The sequence below is a fragment of the Aquamicrobium lusatiense genome (genome assembly GCF_014201615.1).
In the GTDB taxonomy this organism is placed as follows: Bacteria; Pseudomonadota; Alphaproteobacteria; order Rhizobiales; family Rhizobiaceae; genus Mesorhizobium; species Mesorhizobium lusatiense.
The window spans coordinates 725,168-740,547 of sequence record NZ_JACHEU010000001.1; the positions used below are offsets into that span (position 1 = coordinate 725,168).

The following is a 15,380-nucleotide window of genomic DNA, read 5'->3' on the forward strand; positions in this document are numbered from 1 at the left end:
TTATAAAATATGAGCGTAATAGTCCTATTCAGAATTGGCGCTCACAGGGTCAATGCCGATGTTTTTGAACGATACTAAATTCAGAAAAACGCAATTTGGGGAGGGACCGCGCGGACGTGCGCAAATATGGGCGCTTTCGGGAGCAGGGTCATAGGAAATTCAACGACAAAATCGGCTAAAATTAGGCGCCCTCCAGGCAATCGGACGTCTTCCGCAAAGGAAGCACAGGCCGAGGCGCCTCTGGGCAGGTTGCGGCTGATCCTTGCGCTCGATGCGCTGCTTGTTGAAAAATCCGTGAACGGGGCGGCTGCGCGCCTCGGGCTGGGCGCTCCGGCCATGAGCCGGCTGCTCAAGCAGATTCGCGAGCTGTATGGCGACCAGATTCTTGTCAGGACGGCGCAGGGCATGATCCCCACGCCTTTCGCGGAATCGCTGCGCCTGCGGGTGCGGGCTGTCGCTTCCGAGGCGGAAGACCTGACCAGCCCTGTCACGGAACGTCCGTTGCGGCAGATCCCGGAGTGGAAAGCCGTGCCGATCGTCGATGTGGTTCCTCTCGGTTATCGGCCGAAAAACCGTCTGGAAGGCCAGCCCCTGCCCATCCACCATGCCCGCCGTCTGGCGAGCATCGGGCATAACGCCGATCCGATGCAAAGACTGGCCAAACATATTGCCACGACCGCGGCGGGCGTCGGAAGTTCACGTCCGCTTGACGCCGAGGAGGCGCAGGAAGCGTTTTCCATTATCCTTGAGGGTGACGCGGACCCGGCCCAGACGGGCGCGCTGCTGGCAACGATGCACTATCGCGGCCTGACCGCCGGAGAACTGGCAGGTTTCGTGCGGGCCAGTCGCCAGCATATCGATGCGCCCGATGTGGGCGCGGGTATCGTGGATCTGGACCTGCCGATCTATTTGTCGCCGCGCTCCACTGCCATGCCCTGGCTCATGCAGGCGGGAAAGCTGCTCGCGCAATCGGGCATTCGCGTGCTGCTGCACGGCTTTGGCAAAGAAATTGATCAGGGCAAGCTGGAAGCTGCCGCCAGTGGCATCGGCATTCCTGTCTGCACTTCCATGGAGGCGGCGCCGCAGGTGGTGGAAACGCATGGCATCGGTTTCATGCCTTTGACGGCCATGACGCAGCGTATGCCGCATCTGCCTTTGCTTTACCGGCTTTTCCAGATGCGCACGCCGGTGAACCTCATGCTGCATCTCCTCAATCCGCTTGGAGCCCCCGCCAGCCTGCTCGGCGTTGCGCAGCCGGCCAACCAGTTGCTGCATCGCGATACGGCACATGCCGCCGGATTGCCGAATCTTGCCATTCTCGGCAGTGTTCGTGATGTTGGCGAGTTCAATCCTTACAGGCCAACGACGATATACCGGCTTGTCGATGGCAAGCCTTCAGAAGTTTTCGTTCCATCCGTTCCCGAACCCCGGCTCGATGGTTCGACCGGTCTGACCAGTCTGGAATACTGGCAGGGCGTTTGGGAAAACCGGGTGCGGGATGAGCGGCCACGGCAAATCGTCATCGACACCGCCGCTGCCGCTCTGCTGAGCATGCGCCCGCAACACACTGCCTTCGATGACCTGCGAGATGAAGCCGCAGCACTTTGGCGCCGGCGCAGGATAAAGGGATGAGGGGAAGGGGGGCCTGAGTTCCCGGAGCCGCACGAGGGCAGGTCGTCAGCTTTCGCGTGCCCGCTCCAGCGCGGCCAGTTTCGCCGTGCCATAGGTTTTCAGGAACATATCGACGCCGGCACTTGCGATCCGCTCGACCTCCTCCTGTGTGGGGGCGTCGGGACGGAAGCCGAACAGACGCTGCCGCGCAAGGCCCGCCAGACACAGCTCTGTCAACTGATAGGCTGCCAGCGTGACGTCCCTGATGTCGAGCAGGTCCCGCTCCACCGCCTTCGACAGGAAGGCGACCAGACGCTCATGTCCGTGCTTGGGGCCTCTCTCATAAAAACGCCGGCCAAGCTCGGGAATGCGGTCGGCCGCGCCGATGACGACGCGCTGTGCGAGGATCACCTTGTTGGAGGTGATCCTGAGCGCGAGCCCGGTTCCGAAACGCGTCAGCGTGCTGCGCAGATCGCCCGGATTGTCCAGCGTCTCATAGAGATTGCGGAAGATGGCGGTGCGTTCTTCCTCGACCAGCGCTTCGAACAGCTCTTCCTTGCTGGCGAAGTAGACATAGATGGTGCCCTTGGAAACGCCTGCTTCGCGGGTAATGTCGTTCATAGAGGCGGCATCGAAGCCCAGCCTCATGAACACGCGCCGCGCGCCGTCGATGATCTGCTGGCGCTTGACCGGATCGTTTCCCGCTGAGGGACGGCGACGGTTCGTCGCGGCATCAGAACTATACTGCCCGGTTCTGTCCTTGTTCGAGGTGGCCCCGCTCATCTCTTCGCGTGAATGTCCCTTATGCCGTCTCGGCCGTTTGCCGGCGCATGATAAGAAATCGAACCGATGAGTTCGATTTTCTCTTGATATGGGCTTTTGGGAGCGCTAAGTCAACATCGAACCGAACGGTTCAGTTCTATTTGGAGAGATGATCCATGTCGTCCAGCTCAGCATCCTCCGAGGCTGAAGTTCATCCTTTCCCGACCACCCGCGCCGCACCTGCGGGCGAAGCGCCGCATCACGCGGAGGCCCCGGCGCAGGCGCAGCCTTCCGCCGCGCCGCGCAGGCGTTCGGCTCGTTCCATGCTGTTGCCGATCATCGGTGCGCTGCTTTTCGGCGCCGGCGCCTGGTACGGCTATGGCTACTGGACGGATGGCCGCTTCATGATCTCGACCGACGATGCCTATGTGCAGGCAGACATGGCGTTCATATCGCCGAAGATTTCGGGCTATATCGCCGAGGTGAAGGTCGCCGAGAACCAGCATGTGAAGGCAGGCGATCCGCTCTTCGTGGTCGATGACGGCGACTATAAAATCGCTGTCGCGCAGGCGGAGGCCGAGATCGCCACCCATTCGCGGACGCTGGAGCGCATCGACGCGCAGATCGTGGCCGCTCACGCCTCCCTTCAGCAGGCCGAAGCGCAAAAAGCCTCGGCGCAGGCAGCCTTCGACAATGCGGTGCGCACGCAGGATCGCGCCACGCAACTGCTCAGGACCCGTGTGGCCACGCAGGCACAGCTCGACGACGCCAGCGCCGCAGCGGAACAGGCCAAAGCCGCCCTGGCCGGATCAGAGGCGCAGATTGCCGCCGCAAAAGCCAATGTCGGCGTTCTCGAAGCCCAGAAGGCCGAAACGGCGAGCACGCTCGCGTCGCTGGAACTTGCCCGGCAAAAGGCCGGGCGCGACCTTGGCTTCACCGTCATGCGCGCGCCCTATGACGGCGTGGTCGGCAATCGTTCGGTCGAAAAGGGAGATCTCGTCAGCCCCGGCCAGAAGCTTGCTGTGGTGGTGCCGGTGAACCGTCTCCATATCATCGCCAATTTCAAGGAAACCCAGCTCGCCGCACTGGTGCCCGGCCAGAAGGTCCACATCGCCGTTGACGCGATGGGTGGTGAAGGTTTCGAGGGCTCGGTGTCGTCGCTGGCGCCGGCTTCAGGCGCGGTCTTCTCCATGCTGCCGCCGGAAAACGCCACCGGCAACTTCACCAAGGTGGTGCAGCGCGTGCCGGTTCGCATCGATCTTCCGCCGCAGGTGCTGGAAGGCGGCAAGCTGCGCGCGGGGCTTTCGGTGGTGGTCGACGTCGACAGCCGCACGGCCCCGGCAAGCTGAGCCGCGCCCTGCCCGGGATCGCCATGCGTCCCTTCGGCCGCACAAGTCGCAATCTGAACTATTGATGGAGCATCGGTCCGAAAGCCGGAATTCACTTTTCGATCCGATGCTCCGGCGGGAGCCTTCCAGATGTCAGGTGCAGCGATCACCGCCGGCGAAAGGCCTGCCGATCATATAGAGCCGCGCCGCATCATCGCCTTTCTGGCGATGGTGTTCGGTATGTTCATGGCCATCCTGGACATCCAGATCGTGTCGGCGTCCCTGGCCGAGATTCAGGCGGGCCTTGGCGCGAGTTCCGACGAAATTCCATGGGTGCAGACCTCCTACCTGATCGCGGAGGTCATCATGATCCCGCTGTCGGGCTTCCTGTCGCGGATGCTGTCGACGCGGGTTCTGTTCACCACGGCAGCAGCCGGTTTCACCGCCGCCTCGGCGCTGGCCGCCACCGCCACCAATATCGACCAGATGATCGTCTATCGGGCGATACAGGGGTTCATCGGCGGCGGCATGATCCCCAGCGTGTTCGCAGCCGCCTTCACCATCTTCCCGCCATCGCGCCGCGCGGTCGTCTCGCCGATGATCGGTCTGGTGGCGACGCTGGCGCCCACCATCGGCCCGACGGTCGGCGGCTATATCAGCCATGCGATGTCGTGGCACTGGCTGTTCCTCGTCAACATCGTGCCCGGCATTCTGGTGGCAAGTGCCGCCTGGACGCTGATCGATTTCGACAAGCCCAACCTGTCCCTGTGGAAGAAGTTCGACTGGTGGGGGCTTGCCGGCATGGCCGCTTTTCTCGGCTCGCTCGAATATGTGCTGGAGGAAGGCCCCGGCAATGACTGGATGCAGGATGAGACGGTGTTCGTCTTCACCGTGGTGATGGTGGTGGGCGCGGTGCTGTTCTTCTGGCGCGCCTTCCGGGCGGAAGAGCCGATCGTCGACCTGCGGGCCTTCACCAACGTCAATTTCGCGTTCGGCTCGCTGTTTTCCTTCGTCATCGGCATTGGCCTTTACGGGCTGACCTATCTCTATCCGATCTATCTGGGCCGCATTCGCGGCTATGATTCCATGATGATCGGCGAAGCGCTGTTCGTCAGCGGACTGGCCATGTTCTTCACCGCGCCGATCTCGGGCATGCTGTCGCGCAGGATGGACCCGAGGGTGATGATGATGATCGGGTTTCTCGGCTTTGCCGCAGGCACCTGGCAGATGACGAACCTGACGGCGGACTGGGATTTCTGGGAGCTGTTCGTGCCGCAGATCCTGCGCGGCGTATCGATGATGCTGTGCATGGTGCCGATCAACAACATCGCGCTCGGCACACTGCCGCCCGAGAGGCTGAAGAACGCGTCCGGCCTGTTCAACCTGACGCGCAATCTGGGGGGCGCGGTGGGACTTGCCATCATCAACACCATGCTCACGCACCGCAACGCCTTCCACTATGCGCGCCTGTCGGAACATGTGCAGTGGGGCAATCCTGCCGCCACCGAAAAGCTCGAAAGCCTGTCCCGGAATTTCGAGACGCATGGCGGCATCGACGGCTCGGCGGCGGCTCTTTCAAGGCTTTCGGCGATGGTGCACCAGCAGGCGGCCCTGCTCTCCTTCATGGATGTGTTCTACCTGCTGACGGTGCTGTTTGCCTCGCTGGCAATCTTCGCCCTGTTCATCCGCAAGCCGCCCGCGACGGTTGGCGGCGGCGGGGGACACTGAGCACCGGCCGCCCGCGCCGGCGTCAGGATTATACAAGACTTCCTTCCGGATCGTACAAGACCGTGACGGCACCCTTCTCCTAGCTTTTCTGCGAGGGAGCGCAGGCTCCCCGGCGGGGAGGAGGAACCCTCGCGATCCGAAAGGGAGGAATGCCACTATGAATATCGCCGTTCAGGGCGCGCTTCGCCGTGCGCCGTCAGATAAACCGGAAGTGCTGGATGCACTGATCATCGGCGCCGGCGTGGCCGGCATGTATCAGCTTCACCAGCTGCGTAAACATGGACTGAAGGTTCAGGCCGTGGACGCCGCCACCGATGTGGGCGGAACCTGGTACTGGAACCGTTATCCCGGCGCCAAATTCGATTCCGAGAGCTACATCTACCAGTATCTGTTCGACGAAGCCCTCTACAAGGACTGGACGTGGAGCGAGCGCTTTCCCGCCCAGCCCGAAATCGAGCGCTGGATGCACTACATCGCCGACCGGCTGGAACTGCGCCCGGATATCCTGTTCGGCACGACGGTGACGTCCGCCGAATATGACGAAAAACGCGGCCGCTGGACGGTGCACACGGATCGTGGCGATACGTTTGACACGCAGTTCCTGATCGGCTGCTGCGGCATGCTCTCGGCACCGCTGGAAAACCGTTTCCCCGGCCAGTCCACTTTCCGGGGCCGGATCTTCCACACGGCGCGGTGGCCGCGCGAGCCGCTTGATCTGGAAGGCAAGCGTGTCGGCGTGGTTGGCATCGGCGCCACCGGCATTCAGGTCATCCAGACCATTGCCGACAAGGTAGGCGAGCTGAAAGTCTTCATCCGCACCCCGCAATATGTGCTGCCGATGAAGAACCCGAAATACGGCCCCGAGGAAGCGAAGGCCTACAAGGCGCGTTTTGACGAGCTGCGCCAGAACCTGCCCCACACATTCAGCGGCTTCGAATATGACTTCACGAAGAAATGGGCGGAGCTCACCCCGGACGAACGCCTTGCCGTGATGGAGGAAATTTATGCCGACGGTTCGCTCAAGCTGTGGCTGGCCTCCTTCTCCGAAATGTTCTTCGAGGAGGATGTGTCGCGCGAGATTTCGGAGTTCGTGCGCGGCAAGATGATAGCCCGCCTGAAAGACCCGGAGCTGATCGACCTTCTGGTTCCCAATGCCGATGACTATGGCTTCGGCACCCACCGCGTGCCGCTGGAGACCAACTATCTGGAGGTCTACCATCGCGACAATGTCGAGCCGGTCAGCGTGCGCGACAATCCGATCGCCGAGGTCGTGCCGGAAGGCATCCGGCTGGAAGACGGAACCGTGCACGAGCTGGACGTCATCATTCTGGCAACCGGCTTCGATGCGGGCTCCGGTGCGCTGACGCGCATCGACATCAAGGGCAAGGGTGGCCGCACGCTGAAGGATGACTGGAGCCGTGATATCCGCACCGCCTACGGCACCATGGTGCACGGCTATCCGAACCTGCTGATCACCGGCTCGCCGCTGTCGCCCTCGGCCGCACTGTGCAACATGACGACCTGCCTGCAACAGCAGACCGAGTGGATTTCGGCGCTGGTGTCTCACATGCGCGCCGCCGGCAAGACGGTTATGGAGGCGTCAGCGGAGCTGGAGGAGGAATGGGTTCAGCACCATGACGAAACGGCCAACGCCACGCTGATCGCCCGCACCAATTCCTGGTATGTCGGCTCCAACATTCCGGGCAAGCCGCGCAGGGTTCTGTCCTATACGGGCGGCGTCGGCACCTATCGCCAGAAATGTGACGAGCTTGCAGGCTCCGGCTATCAGGGCGTGCAAATGGCGTGATGCGTTTCTGACTGAAACAGGGGGCGCGGACCTGCGTCTGCGGCCCCTTTTTTGCGCGGCACCCTATTGAGCGCTGCGGCGGAAGGCGGCGGGGGTGGTGCCGTAGGAGCGCGCGAAAAGCCGGGTCAGATGCGCCTGATCGGTGAAGCCGCAGGAGGCCGCGATCTCCTTGATCGGAAGCGTCGTGGTGGCCAGCATATGCCGCGCGCAGGCAAGCCGCCTGTCGATGACATGGGCATAGGGCGGCTTGCCGAAACTGTGCCTGAACTGGCGCGCGAACAGGCAGGGCGTCAACCCGAGTTCCGCAGCCATCTGGCTGAGATCGAGCGATTGCCCGAGGTTGGAGGCGATGAAATCCTCGATGCGGCGCATCTGGCCGGGCGCCAGTCCACTGGAAGAAGACACCGGTCTGGTGCGGATCGAGGCGTAGCGGCGCAGAAGGTGAACGCTGAGTGCCCGCGCCACCGATTCCACATAGAGCGCTCCGCCCATCGCCTGATGGCGGGCTTCTTCGGAAATGGCGTGCATGGCCGCCGTCATCACCGGGTCGTCGGTGCGCAGCACGTCGGCGAGCTGAACGTCGGAAACGTGGCAGTCCATAACCTCCGAGGCGACGGAAGCCACCAGTGCGCCGGACAGATAGACATGGGTGACGTCGATCGGCTCGGTCCATGTCCAGTGCGCTTTTTGGGCCCGGGTGAGCAGCGAGGCCGCGCCGGGACCCAGCCGGTCGCGGCTCCAGCGTCCCTCGAAGCGGCGTTGCATGGGCGTGTCGCCGGCCTGATAGCCGACCAGCATGAAATCGCGCATGGCCGGAACGATCACGTCCTGACCATGGTAGTGATAGGCGCGCAGCGCCACATGGCGCCAGCCAAGCTTGTCGCTGGCCAGCAGGATGCGTCCCGGCACCCAGTCGGGCAACTGTTCGGGAGGCAAAAGGTCCGTCATTGCATCAACTCCTTTCGGTGCCGAAAGGGCCGGGGCGGAATGCCCCGGCACGTCAGTGCGTCAGCGGTTGCGGGCCTGCCTGTCAGGCCGCCCGCGCGGAGGCCACGGTTTGATAGACAGCGGTCTCGAAGTCGAGATAGCCGCCTAAGGAGACCGGGTCGCCAAAGGGCAGGATCTGCGTTGCCCAGTAGCCGCCGACGCCATTCTGGCGATCGATCCAGTAGAAGCTGTTGGCCAATCCCGCCCAGCCGATGGCGCCCGCCGGGCGACCCGTCGGCGCCTCCTCGTCATTGACCATGAAAGTGTAGGACCACGATTTTTTGAGGCCGGGGAAGAACTCCGCATCGTTCGACAGGGAAGCGATGACGCCCGGCAGCATGCCCACTTTCTGGTGCTCCTGCAGGCCGTTTTTGACCGCCCAGGCCACGGTTTCCGGCTTCAGCACGCGGCCATTGGGACCGTCGCCGTCGTTCAGCCACATGCGGATGAACTTCATGTATTCCGGGATCGTCGCATAGAGGCCGTGCCCGCCCATGTCGACTTCGGGATTGTCGGGCAGTTCGAAGCCGTCCATGGGGCTGAGGCCGCCATCGGCGGTGCGGGCATGGATGGTGGCCGAACGCTCCTTCATCGAAGGCGTGCGGGTGAAGGCGATCTCCTGCATGCCGAGCTGGGCAAAGATGCGCTCCCGCATCACCTCGCCAAGACGCTTGCCGCGAATGGCCTCGACCACCTGACCCACCCAGTCGATGTTCGAACCATATTCCCACTTCTCGCCCGGATCGAACAGAAGCGGTGTTTCGATGGCGGCACGCGTGGCGGCCACGATGCTTGGCTGGCCATGTTCCTCGGCCATGCGCCTGTATTTCTCGTTGAAGAAGTCATAGCCGAAGCCGCCGGTGTGCAGCATCAGCTGGCGGGTGGTCACATCCGATTTCGGCGCGCGCAGCATGGGCTTGCCGGCGCTGTCGAAGCCATCGAGGACCTGCAACTTGCCGATGGCCGGAACATAGTCGCGCGCCGGCGCATCGAGATCGAGAAGGCCTTCTTCCACGCATTGCAGAGCGGTGGTGCCGGCGATCGCCTTGGTGGTCGAGAAAATGGCGAAGACGGTGTCCTCGCTCATCGCGTCGTCGCCGAGGCGCCGGTCGCCTGCCGCGCCTGAATAGATGTCCTGCTTGCGGTCCGTGACCATGGCGACGACGCCCGGAACACGGCTCTCGCCCTGCGTGACCCGCGACAGCACCGCATCACAGGCCGATTTCAACTCACCCATGCCTATCCTCCCTTGGCAACACGAATGTTATCGCGAGAATGCGGCCTGCCGAAAGCGCCTGCTATCCGTCATCGGCATTGGTTGTCCGCAATCGGAAGCGGATCAGTGGCGCGATCTGGCGAAGGCCAGCGTCTGCGAAGGCAATTCTCCGAACCTTTCCCTGTAGGTTCCGGCCATGGCTCCGAAATTCACATAGCCCCACTCGGCGGCGATGGAGGTGACGGTCTCTTCGGGCCGGGCATTGCGCAGCGCATTGCGCAAACCTTCCAGTCGCCGCTCGCGCAGAAAATCCCTTGGCGAGATGCCGCGGAACTGCCTGAAACCACCCGAAAGCGTGCGCACCGACACGCCAAGCCGGCTGGCGATTTCGCCGATGGTGGGCGGATCCTGCGCCATCTCTGTCATGATGGCCTCGGCCTCGCGCACATAGTGCGGCGCGGCCGACCGCGCCCCGTCCTTCAGCGACACACCGGCACCCTGCGCCCACAGCATCAGCAGTTCGGCGCAGATCAGCTCTTCCAGATGCCGCCCCATGATGCCGTTGTCCGCAACCTGCCCGTTGGCCTGTATCGACTGGCAGGCATAGTTGAGCAGCGCCTGCCAGCGCGACCCATCGCCGCCGAAGGCGACGCGCCGGGTCCACAGCCGGTCGTCGGGAATGAAGCCGAACCAGCGATGCGCCACCTCCGCCATCACGTCATGGGGAATGGTGAGGTTGAGCTGCATGTGTTCGGCATCGCCGTCCAGCCAGTATTCGGTGCGGCTGCAATCCACGACGAAACTTTCGCCGGGACCCGTCATGGCATCCGCCTCAGCCGTATATTTGTGACGCAGCGCACCGCGCAGCGTGTTCAGCACCAGAATATTGCCGGCGGCGGGATCGAACTCATCGAGATGGATCGGCACGCCATAGGAAAAACGCGTGAGCGTGATGCGCCTTATATTGGCGCGCCGCATCGTGGCGTCGGGGTTGAGCAGATGACCCAGCGGCCTGACCCGATAGGGCATGTAAACGCGGCGGCAGAAATCCTGCACCTCGTCCCAGTCCTGAGACGTGGTGCGTCCATGCTGGACGATCGGCCGCCCCGCCATGTCGTATAACAGCGCTTTGTCGAGCATGACCGACTCCTCCTTCAGTCACAGCACGCACACATAATGGCATGAGGAAACCGCTCTTGCATCAATTCGATTCAGCCGGGGCACAGGCTTCGGTTCCATGTCGGAAGAGGGAAATCCGGTCGCGCATCTGCGCCGGCACCGTCTTCATCCTGCTGTCTCTGTTCCGTTGGCAGGATGGCAGTACCGAGGGACTGACCGGGTTCGATACGGCTGCGCTTCGGCAAATGATTTATGACTGCGAATATTATCCGGATATGGGTAAGTACAGATAGATAAAGACTGCCTGTTTTGCCGACTGTTTCGGATTTAATTCGCCTTAAGATAAATTGTTAGCGTGGCACCTTGCATTCATCACAATTGCATCATATGTATTGAGCATCGATCTTGCTGACGAAGTTTGTTTTCGCGCAGAAGCGCTCTGACGATATTCCCCTCTCAATTTCGACGACTGCGACGTTCGGCATGCGGCCGGGCGTTGGATTTCTGTGCCGATTGATAAGGAGATCGTCATGACTATTGGAACCGTAAAGTTCTTCAACAGCACCAAGGGCTATGGGTTTATTGCACCTGAGGATGGCAGCACGGATGTGTTCGTCCATATCTCTGCCGTCGAGCGCGCCGGCATGCATACCATCGCCGAAGGCCAGAAGCTGAGCTTCGACGTTGTGAGAGACAATCGCAGCGGCAAGAGCGCGGCTGAAAACCTGCAGGCTGCCTGATGAATGACGCCTCTGGTCTTTGACCACGGATGTACTGGCACTGACCATTGAGGCGGACAGGAGAAGGTCGGGATTTCCCGGCCTTTTTCGTTTTCGTAAAGGAGTACCGAAATGAACCATGATGCGGTCAACGCTGTTTTCAGGCCCGCTCTCACGAAGATGGAGACGAAGGCAGATATATCGGCCCGCGTGGCGCGCCAGATCATTGACACCGAGGTTGCGAAGCGAAACGCCAAGACAGAGCGCCTGAAGGCCGCACGTCTGGAGATGGAGGCCATCGAGGCGGGGAAGCCGGAAGAAAATGCGGTGCCGCAAAAGAAGCGCAGGCCATCCGTGAAAGCGAAATGACAGACGGCGCAAATCAGCGCCATTTCTCGTCTTCAGTCACCTTCATTTACGGGCTTGCGGCCGGAAGCTCTCCGTTTTCGTGGGGATGAGCCGAGTTCTGTCCGTATGCGCTCAGCGGCGGTTGCGGAGCCGATGGGCTTACCTGCCGCCACCTTCGCCCGCATAGCGGATTTTTCGCACCGCCTCGACCATGCGCGGACCGATGTCGTTTTCCAGCCTCTCCCGCGGCAGCAGATAGGCCGGCCCGCCGCAGTTCAGGGCGAGGATCGGCCCGCTGCCATGCAGGGGCGGCAGCGGCACGCCCACCGAATTGACATCGGCTTGCCATTCGCCGGAATTCAGGCAGAAACCACGCGTGTTGATTTCCTCGATCGCCCGCAGGATCTCGGACTGAAGCTGGGGCCATCGCTCCTTGTCTGTGCGGGCCTCGATGCCGCGCAGGATTGCCTCCCGCTCCTGCGGGGCGGCCGCCGCGAGATAGGCGCGGCCCATGCTGGACCGGGCCAGTGAAATGCGTGAGCCGACATTCAGCTGCAGCGATACGATGCCTTCCGAACGTGCGCACGCGACATATATCATGCTGAACTGGTCGCGCCCGCCCATGGCGACCAGCAGGCCGTTGCCGGCGTGCTGTGCCAGTTCGTCCAGATAGGGCTGTGCCACTTCGCGCACCTTCAGGCCGCTGAGGCAGGCATAGCCGAGGCCGAGCACCGGTACGCCCACACGATATTTGCCGATGTCTTCAAGGTAGACGAGATAGCCGAGCTTCGACAGCGTATAGGTCAGGCGCGAGACGGTGGAATTGGGCAGGCCGCAACGCTGTGCAAGTTCCTGATTGCCGAGCGCGCCGTCGGTGGGACGAAAGCAGCGCAGAATATCCAGCCCGCGCTGCAGCGCGGTCACGAACTGGCGGTCCCCGGAGGCGGAGGCATCAGGCTCGGTGCCGGCATCCGTCTGTTTGGCGCGCTTCTTCAACTATCTCTCCACGAACCCGCCCGCAGAGGGCGGCAAGCTGCCTGCCGCAGGGCTGAACCCGCCCCCGACCGCGCGATGCGGAAGAGCCTTTGTCCCTGCGGCCTCAGGGCCTTGGGGCTGTTCCCATGGCAGAAGCGACGTTATGGACCAGCTCGACCATGCGCGGGCCGATCTCCTTACGGAGACGATCTTCCTCTATCGTGTAGCCGATGCCCGAGCAACTGAAGCTGAAGGTCCGTCCGGTTCTGGGGTCGATAAAGGGCAGGCCGACGGCGGAAACATCCGGCCGCCAGGTGCCGATCGCGGTGCAGAAGCCATATGTGGCGATCTCTTCCATCGCACGCTGGATTCTGGCTTCGACCTGCGGCCAGTCTGCGCCATATTTCATCTTCAGCCGCGCCAGGACCTGCTCGCGCTCCAGCGGCATGAAGGCGGAGATCGCGGCAAGGCCGCCGGCGGTCTTCTCGATCGGCATGCGGCTGCCGAGCTCGGTCGCCAGCACCACGGACCCGCTTTTGCGCGACACCTCGAAATAGAGCATCTCGTCGCCATGGGCGAGCGCGAGATCGACCATCAGGCCGGTGTCGTCGCTGATGGTGCGCATGAAGGGCGCCGCGACCCTGCGAATGTCGATGCTGGAAAACTTGCGCAGGCCGAGCCTGAGTGCGGCCGTCCCCAGCTCGAAACCCTGGCCGTTGGAAAGAGGGGCAAGATAGCCCAGCTCGCACAGGTCCAGCGCCAGCCGCGAGGCGGTCGACCGGGAAAGGCCCACCTGCACGGCGATCTGCTGGCCGGTCAGCGGCCCGTCGGCGTCTGCCACCTCTTCGAGGATGGCCAGCGCCTTGCGCAGCGAAGTGGCTACGGATCTGTCTGGCTTGTCTGCCTTAGCGTTCATGTGCGCACCGGTTCATGGCCGGCTGTTCCCCTTGCGTGACCTTGCAGAATGCGTTTCCCACGAAGGACGCCGTGTTTCAAGACAAGGGATGAACCGCCGCGCCGGCTTCAGTGCCCTTCCCATTCCCGCGCCTGAAGCTCCCGCCACAATATCTTGCCCGTTGAAGAGCGCGGCAGTGCGTCGAGAAACTCGATATGGCGCGGGCATTTGTAGCTCGCCATGTTCTGGCGACACCAGTCCGAAATCTGCTGTGCACTCATCTTGCCATGATGATCGCGGCGCAGGACGACGAGCGCCTTTACGCTTTCACCGCGCCTTTCGTCCGGCATGGAGATGATGCAGGCCTCGGCTATTGCCGGATGGCGCAGCATCAGCGTTTCCACTTCCGAGGGCCATACCTTGAAGCCGGATGCATTGATCATGCGCTTGGAACGGTCGACAATGAAGAAATAGCCGTCCTCGTCCCGATAGCCGATGTCTCCGGTGCGGAAGAAGCGTTTGCCGCCGGCTTCGACGAAAGCCGCCTGCGTCGCCTGCGGGTTCTGCCAGTAGCCTTTGAAAAGCTGCGGCGCGTCCATGACGATCTCGCCGACTTCGCCATCGGGCAGGAATGCGCCGCTGTCCACATCGAGAATGCGGCAGTCGACTCCCCAGACCGGAATGCCGAGGCAGCGGGGTTTGGGGCGCTGGGTCGGGTTGATGTGGGTGGCTGCCATGGCTTCCGAGAGGCCATAGCCTTCGATATAGGCAAGCCCCGTCTTTTCGCGCAGCTTCGTCGCCACGGTTTCCGGCATGGGGGCACCACCGCCGCCGATATAGCGAAGGCTGGAAAGATCGTAACCGTCGTAATCCGGATCGTTGACCAGATCGATGGCCATGGTGCTGATCAGCCGCCAGCGCTCGACCCGGTGGCGGCGCACCAGCTCGGCCGCCACCTTGCGGTCCCATCTTGGCATGATGACCAGCGTTCCGGCTGCATAGATCGGGATATTCATGGAGTTCTGCATGCCGGTGACGTGGAAATGGGGCAGGGTGGCGAGGTTCACCGCGCCGACCGAAGCCGGCATCCAGCGCACTCCGCCGACCAGCGTGACCATCACGGTGCGGTGCGTGTGCATGCAGCCCTTCGGGTTGCCGGTGGTGCCGGACGTGTAGGGCAAAAGGGCGAGATCGTCGGGTCCGGCAAGCGAAGGGGCGGCAAAGTGGCCGGCCGAAAGCGCATCGCGCCATGCCGTCATGCGTTCGGGAAGCGGGGCCGGGTCGGGCGCGGCAGCAAAAGGCAGCGGCAGGTCGAAGCCTGGCGCCACATAGTCCGCATAGTCGGCGACCACCACATGGTCGATCAGCCCGGCCTCGACCAGCGGCAGGATCAACGGCACCAGATCGCGCGCCACAACGGCAATGCGGGCCCCGGTGTCGCCCACCAGATGCTCGATCTCGAACGCCTTGCTCATCGGGTTGACCGGAACCACCACGGCGTCGGCGCGCAATATGCCGTAATAGCCGATCACGAATTGCGGGCTGTTCTGCAGGCAAAGCAGCACCCGCTCGCCCCGCGCCAGATGAAATTCGCTCTGCAGGAAGCCGGCGAGGTTCTCCACTTTCCGCTGCACGTCGCCATAGGTGAGATGAACGCCGCAGAAGATCAGGCAGTCGAGGTCGGGATAGCGCTTCGCAGATACTTCCAGATTGTAGTGGACGGTCGTTTCGGGAACGTGCAGATCCGCAGGCAATCCGGGCGGCCAGTGGCGAAGCCAGCTTGCATGGGCGGTGTCTTGCGGGGGAGTGAGATGTGCCATGTGTGGTCCTGAACGCTCACGGCACTCCTGAACATGCAGGAGCGCCGGGCGTGAATCCGGGAGCG

At 62.6% G+C, this 15,380-nt stretch carries 13 protein-coding genes; 6 read left to right on the plus strand and 7 right to left on the minus strand.

Annotated elements, in window-relative coordinates; genetic code table 11:
• The first annotated feature begins 249 nt into the window (after positions 1 to 249).
• Positions 250 to 1,632, plus strand: a complete 1,383-nt coding sequence (locus tag HNR59_RS03585; RefSeq protein ID WP_183826074.1) for a glycosyl transferase family protein — start codon at positions 250 to 252, stop codon at positions 1,630 to 1,632.
• 45 nt (positions 1,633 to 1,677) lie between these two features.
• On the opposite strand, the gene HNR59_RS03590 is transcribed toward HNR59_RS03585, so the two are convergent.
• Positions 1,678 to 2,394 carry a TetR/AcrR family transcriptional regulator gene (locus HNR59_RS03590; RefSeq protein WP_183826077.1) on the minus strand — a complete coding sequence of 239 codons (717 nt, stop codon included), beginning with the start codon at positions 2,392 to 2,394 and terminating at the stop codon, positions 1,678 to 1,680.
• Between the two features lie 155 nt (positions 2,395 to 2,549).
• Between HNR59_RS03590 and HNR59_RS03595 the strand changes: the two genes are divergently transcribed.
• The 3 genes from HNR59_RS03595 to HNR59_RS03605 all read left to right on the plus strand — a co-directional run bounded on the left by HNR59_RS03595 (position 2,550) and on the right by HNR59_RS03605 (position 7,236).
• The gene (locus HNR59_RS03595; RefSeq protein ID WP_183826080.1) at positions 2,550 to 3,722 is read left to right on the plus strand and encodes an HlyD family secretion protein; all 1,173 of its coding nucleotides are present in this window, start codon (positions 2,550 to 2,552) and stop codon (positions 3,720 to 3,722) included.
• Between the two features lie 129 nt (positions 3,723 to 3,851).
• On the plus strand, positions 3,852 to 5,429 hold the full coding sequence (locus tag HNR59_RS03600; RefSeq protein ID WP_183826083.1) for a DHA2 family efflux MFS transporter permease subunit: 1,578 nt from the start codon (positions 3,852 to 3,854) through the stop codon (positions 5,427 to 5,429).
• Between the two features lie 157 nt (positions 5,430 to 5,586).
• Complete coding sequence (locus tag HNR59_RS03605) at positions 5,587 to 7,236, plus strand: flavin-containing monooxygenase (protein ID WP_183826086.1); 1,650 nt, start codon at positions 5,587 to 5,589, stop codon at positions 7,234 to 7,236.
• Between the two features lie 63 nt (positions 7,237 to 7,299).
• On the opposite strand, the gene HNR59_RS03610 is transcribed toward HNR59_RS03605, so the two are convergent.
• The 3 genes from HNR59_RS03610 to HNR59_RS03620 all read right to left on the minus strand — a co-directional run bounded on the left by HNR59_RS03610 (position 7,300) and on the right by HNR59_RS03620 (position 10,579).
• Complete coding sequence (locus tag HNR59_RS03610) at positions 7,300 to 8,184, minus strand: helix-turn-helix domain-containing protein (RefSeq protein WP_183826088.1); 885 nt, start codon at positions 8,182 to 8,184, stop codon at positions 7,300 to 7,302.
• Between the two features lie 82 nt (positions 8,185 to 8,266).
• Complete coding sequence (gene acmB / locus HNR59_RS03615) at positions 8,267 to 9,460, minus strand: methyl acetate hydrolase AcmB (protein ID WP_183826090.1); 1,194 nt, start codon at positions 9,458 to 9,460, stop codon at positions 8,267 to 8,269.
• A gap of 102 nt (positions 9,461 to 9,562) precedes the next feature.
• Positions 9,563 to 10,579, minus strand: a complete 1,017-nt coding sequence (locus HNR59_RS03620; protein WP_183826092.1) for a helix-turn-helix transcriptional regulator — start codon at positions 10,577 to 10,579, stop codon at positions 9,563 to 9,565.
• Positions 10,580 to 11,088: 509 nt separating this feature from the next.
• On the opposite strand from HNR59_RS03620, the gene HNR59_RS03625 reads away from it, so the two are divergent.
• Both HNR59_RS03625 and HNR59_RS03630 read left to right on the plus strand, forming a co-directional pair.
• Positions 11,089 to 11,298: a cold-shock protein gene (locus tag HNR59_RS03625; RefSeq protein WP_183826093.1), complete on the plus strand. Its 210-nt coding sequence runs from the start codon at positions 11,089 to 11,091 to the stop codon at positions 11,296 to 11,298.
• 111 nt (positions 11,299 to 11,409) lie between these two features.
• Positions 11,410 to 11,646 (plus strand): hypothetical protein, encoded by a 237-nt coding sequence (locus HNR59_RS03630; RefSeq protein WP_183831607.1) that lies wholly within the window; start codon positions 11,410 to 11,412, stop codon positions 11,644 to 11,646.
• A gap of 138 nt (positions 11,647 to 11,784) precedes the next feature.
• On the opposite strand, the gene HNR59_RS03635 is transcribed toward HNR59_RS03630, so the two are convergent.
• The 3 genes from HNR59_RS03635 to HNR59_RS03645 all read right to left on the minus strand — a co-directional run bounded on the left by HNR59_RS03635 (position 11,785) and on the right by HNR59_RS03645 (position 15,315).
• The gene (locus tag HNR59_RS03635; protein ID WP_183826095.1) at positions 11,785 to 12,621 is read right to left on the minus strand and encodes an IclR family transcriptional regulator; all 837 of its coding nucleotides are present in this window, start codon (positions 12,619 to 12,621) and stop codon (positions 11,785 to 11,787) included.
• A 103-nt stretch (positions 12,622 to 12,724) separates the two neighbouring features.
• Positions 12,725 to 13,516: an IclR family transcriptional regulator gene (locus tag HNR59_RS03640; RefSeq protein WP_183826097.1), complete on the minus strand. Its 792-nt coding sequence runs from the start codon at positions 13,514 to 13,516 to the stop codon at positions 12,725 to 12,727.
• A gap of 107 nt (positions 13,517 to 13,623) precedes the next feature.
• The gene (locus HNR59_RS03645; RefSeq protein WP_183826099.1) at positions 13,624 to 15,315 is read right to left on the minus strand and encodes a long-chain-fatty-acid--CoA ligase; all 1,692 of its coding nucleotides are present in this window, start codon (positions 15,313 to 15,315) and stop codon (positions 13,624 to 13,626) included.
• Positions 15,316 to 15,380 lie beyond the last annotated feature (65 nt).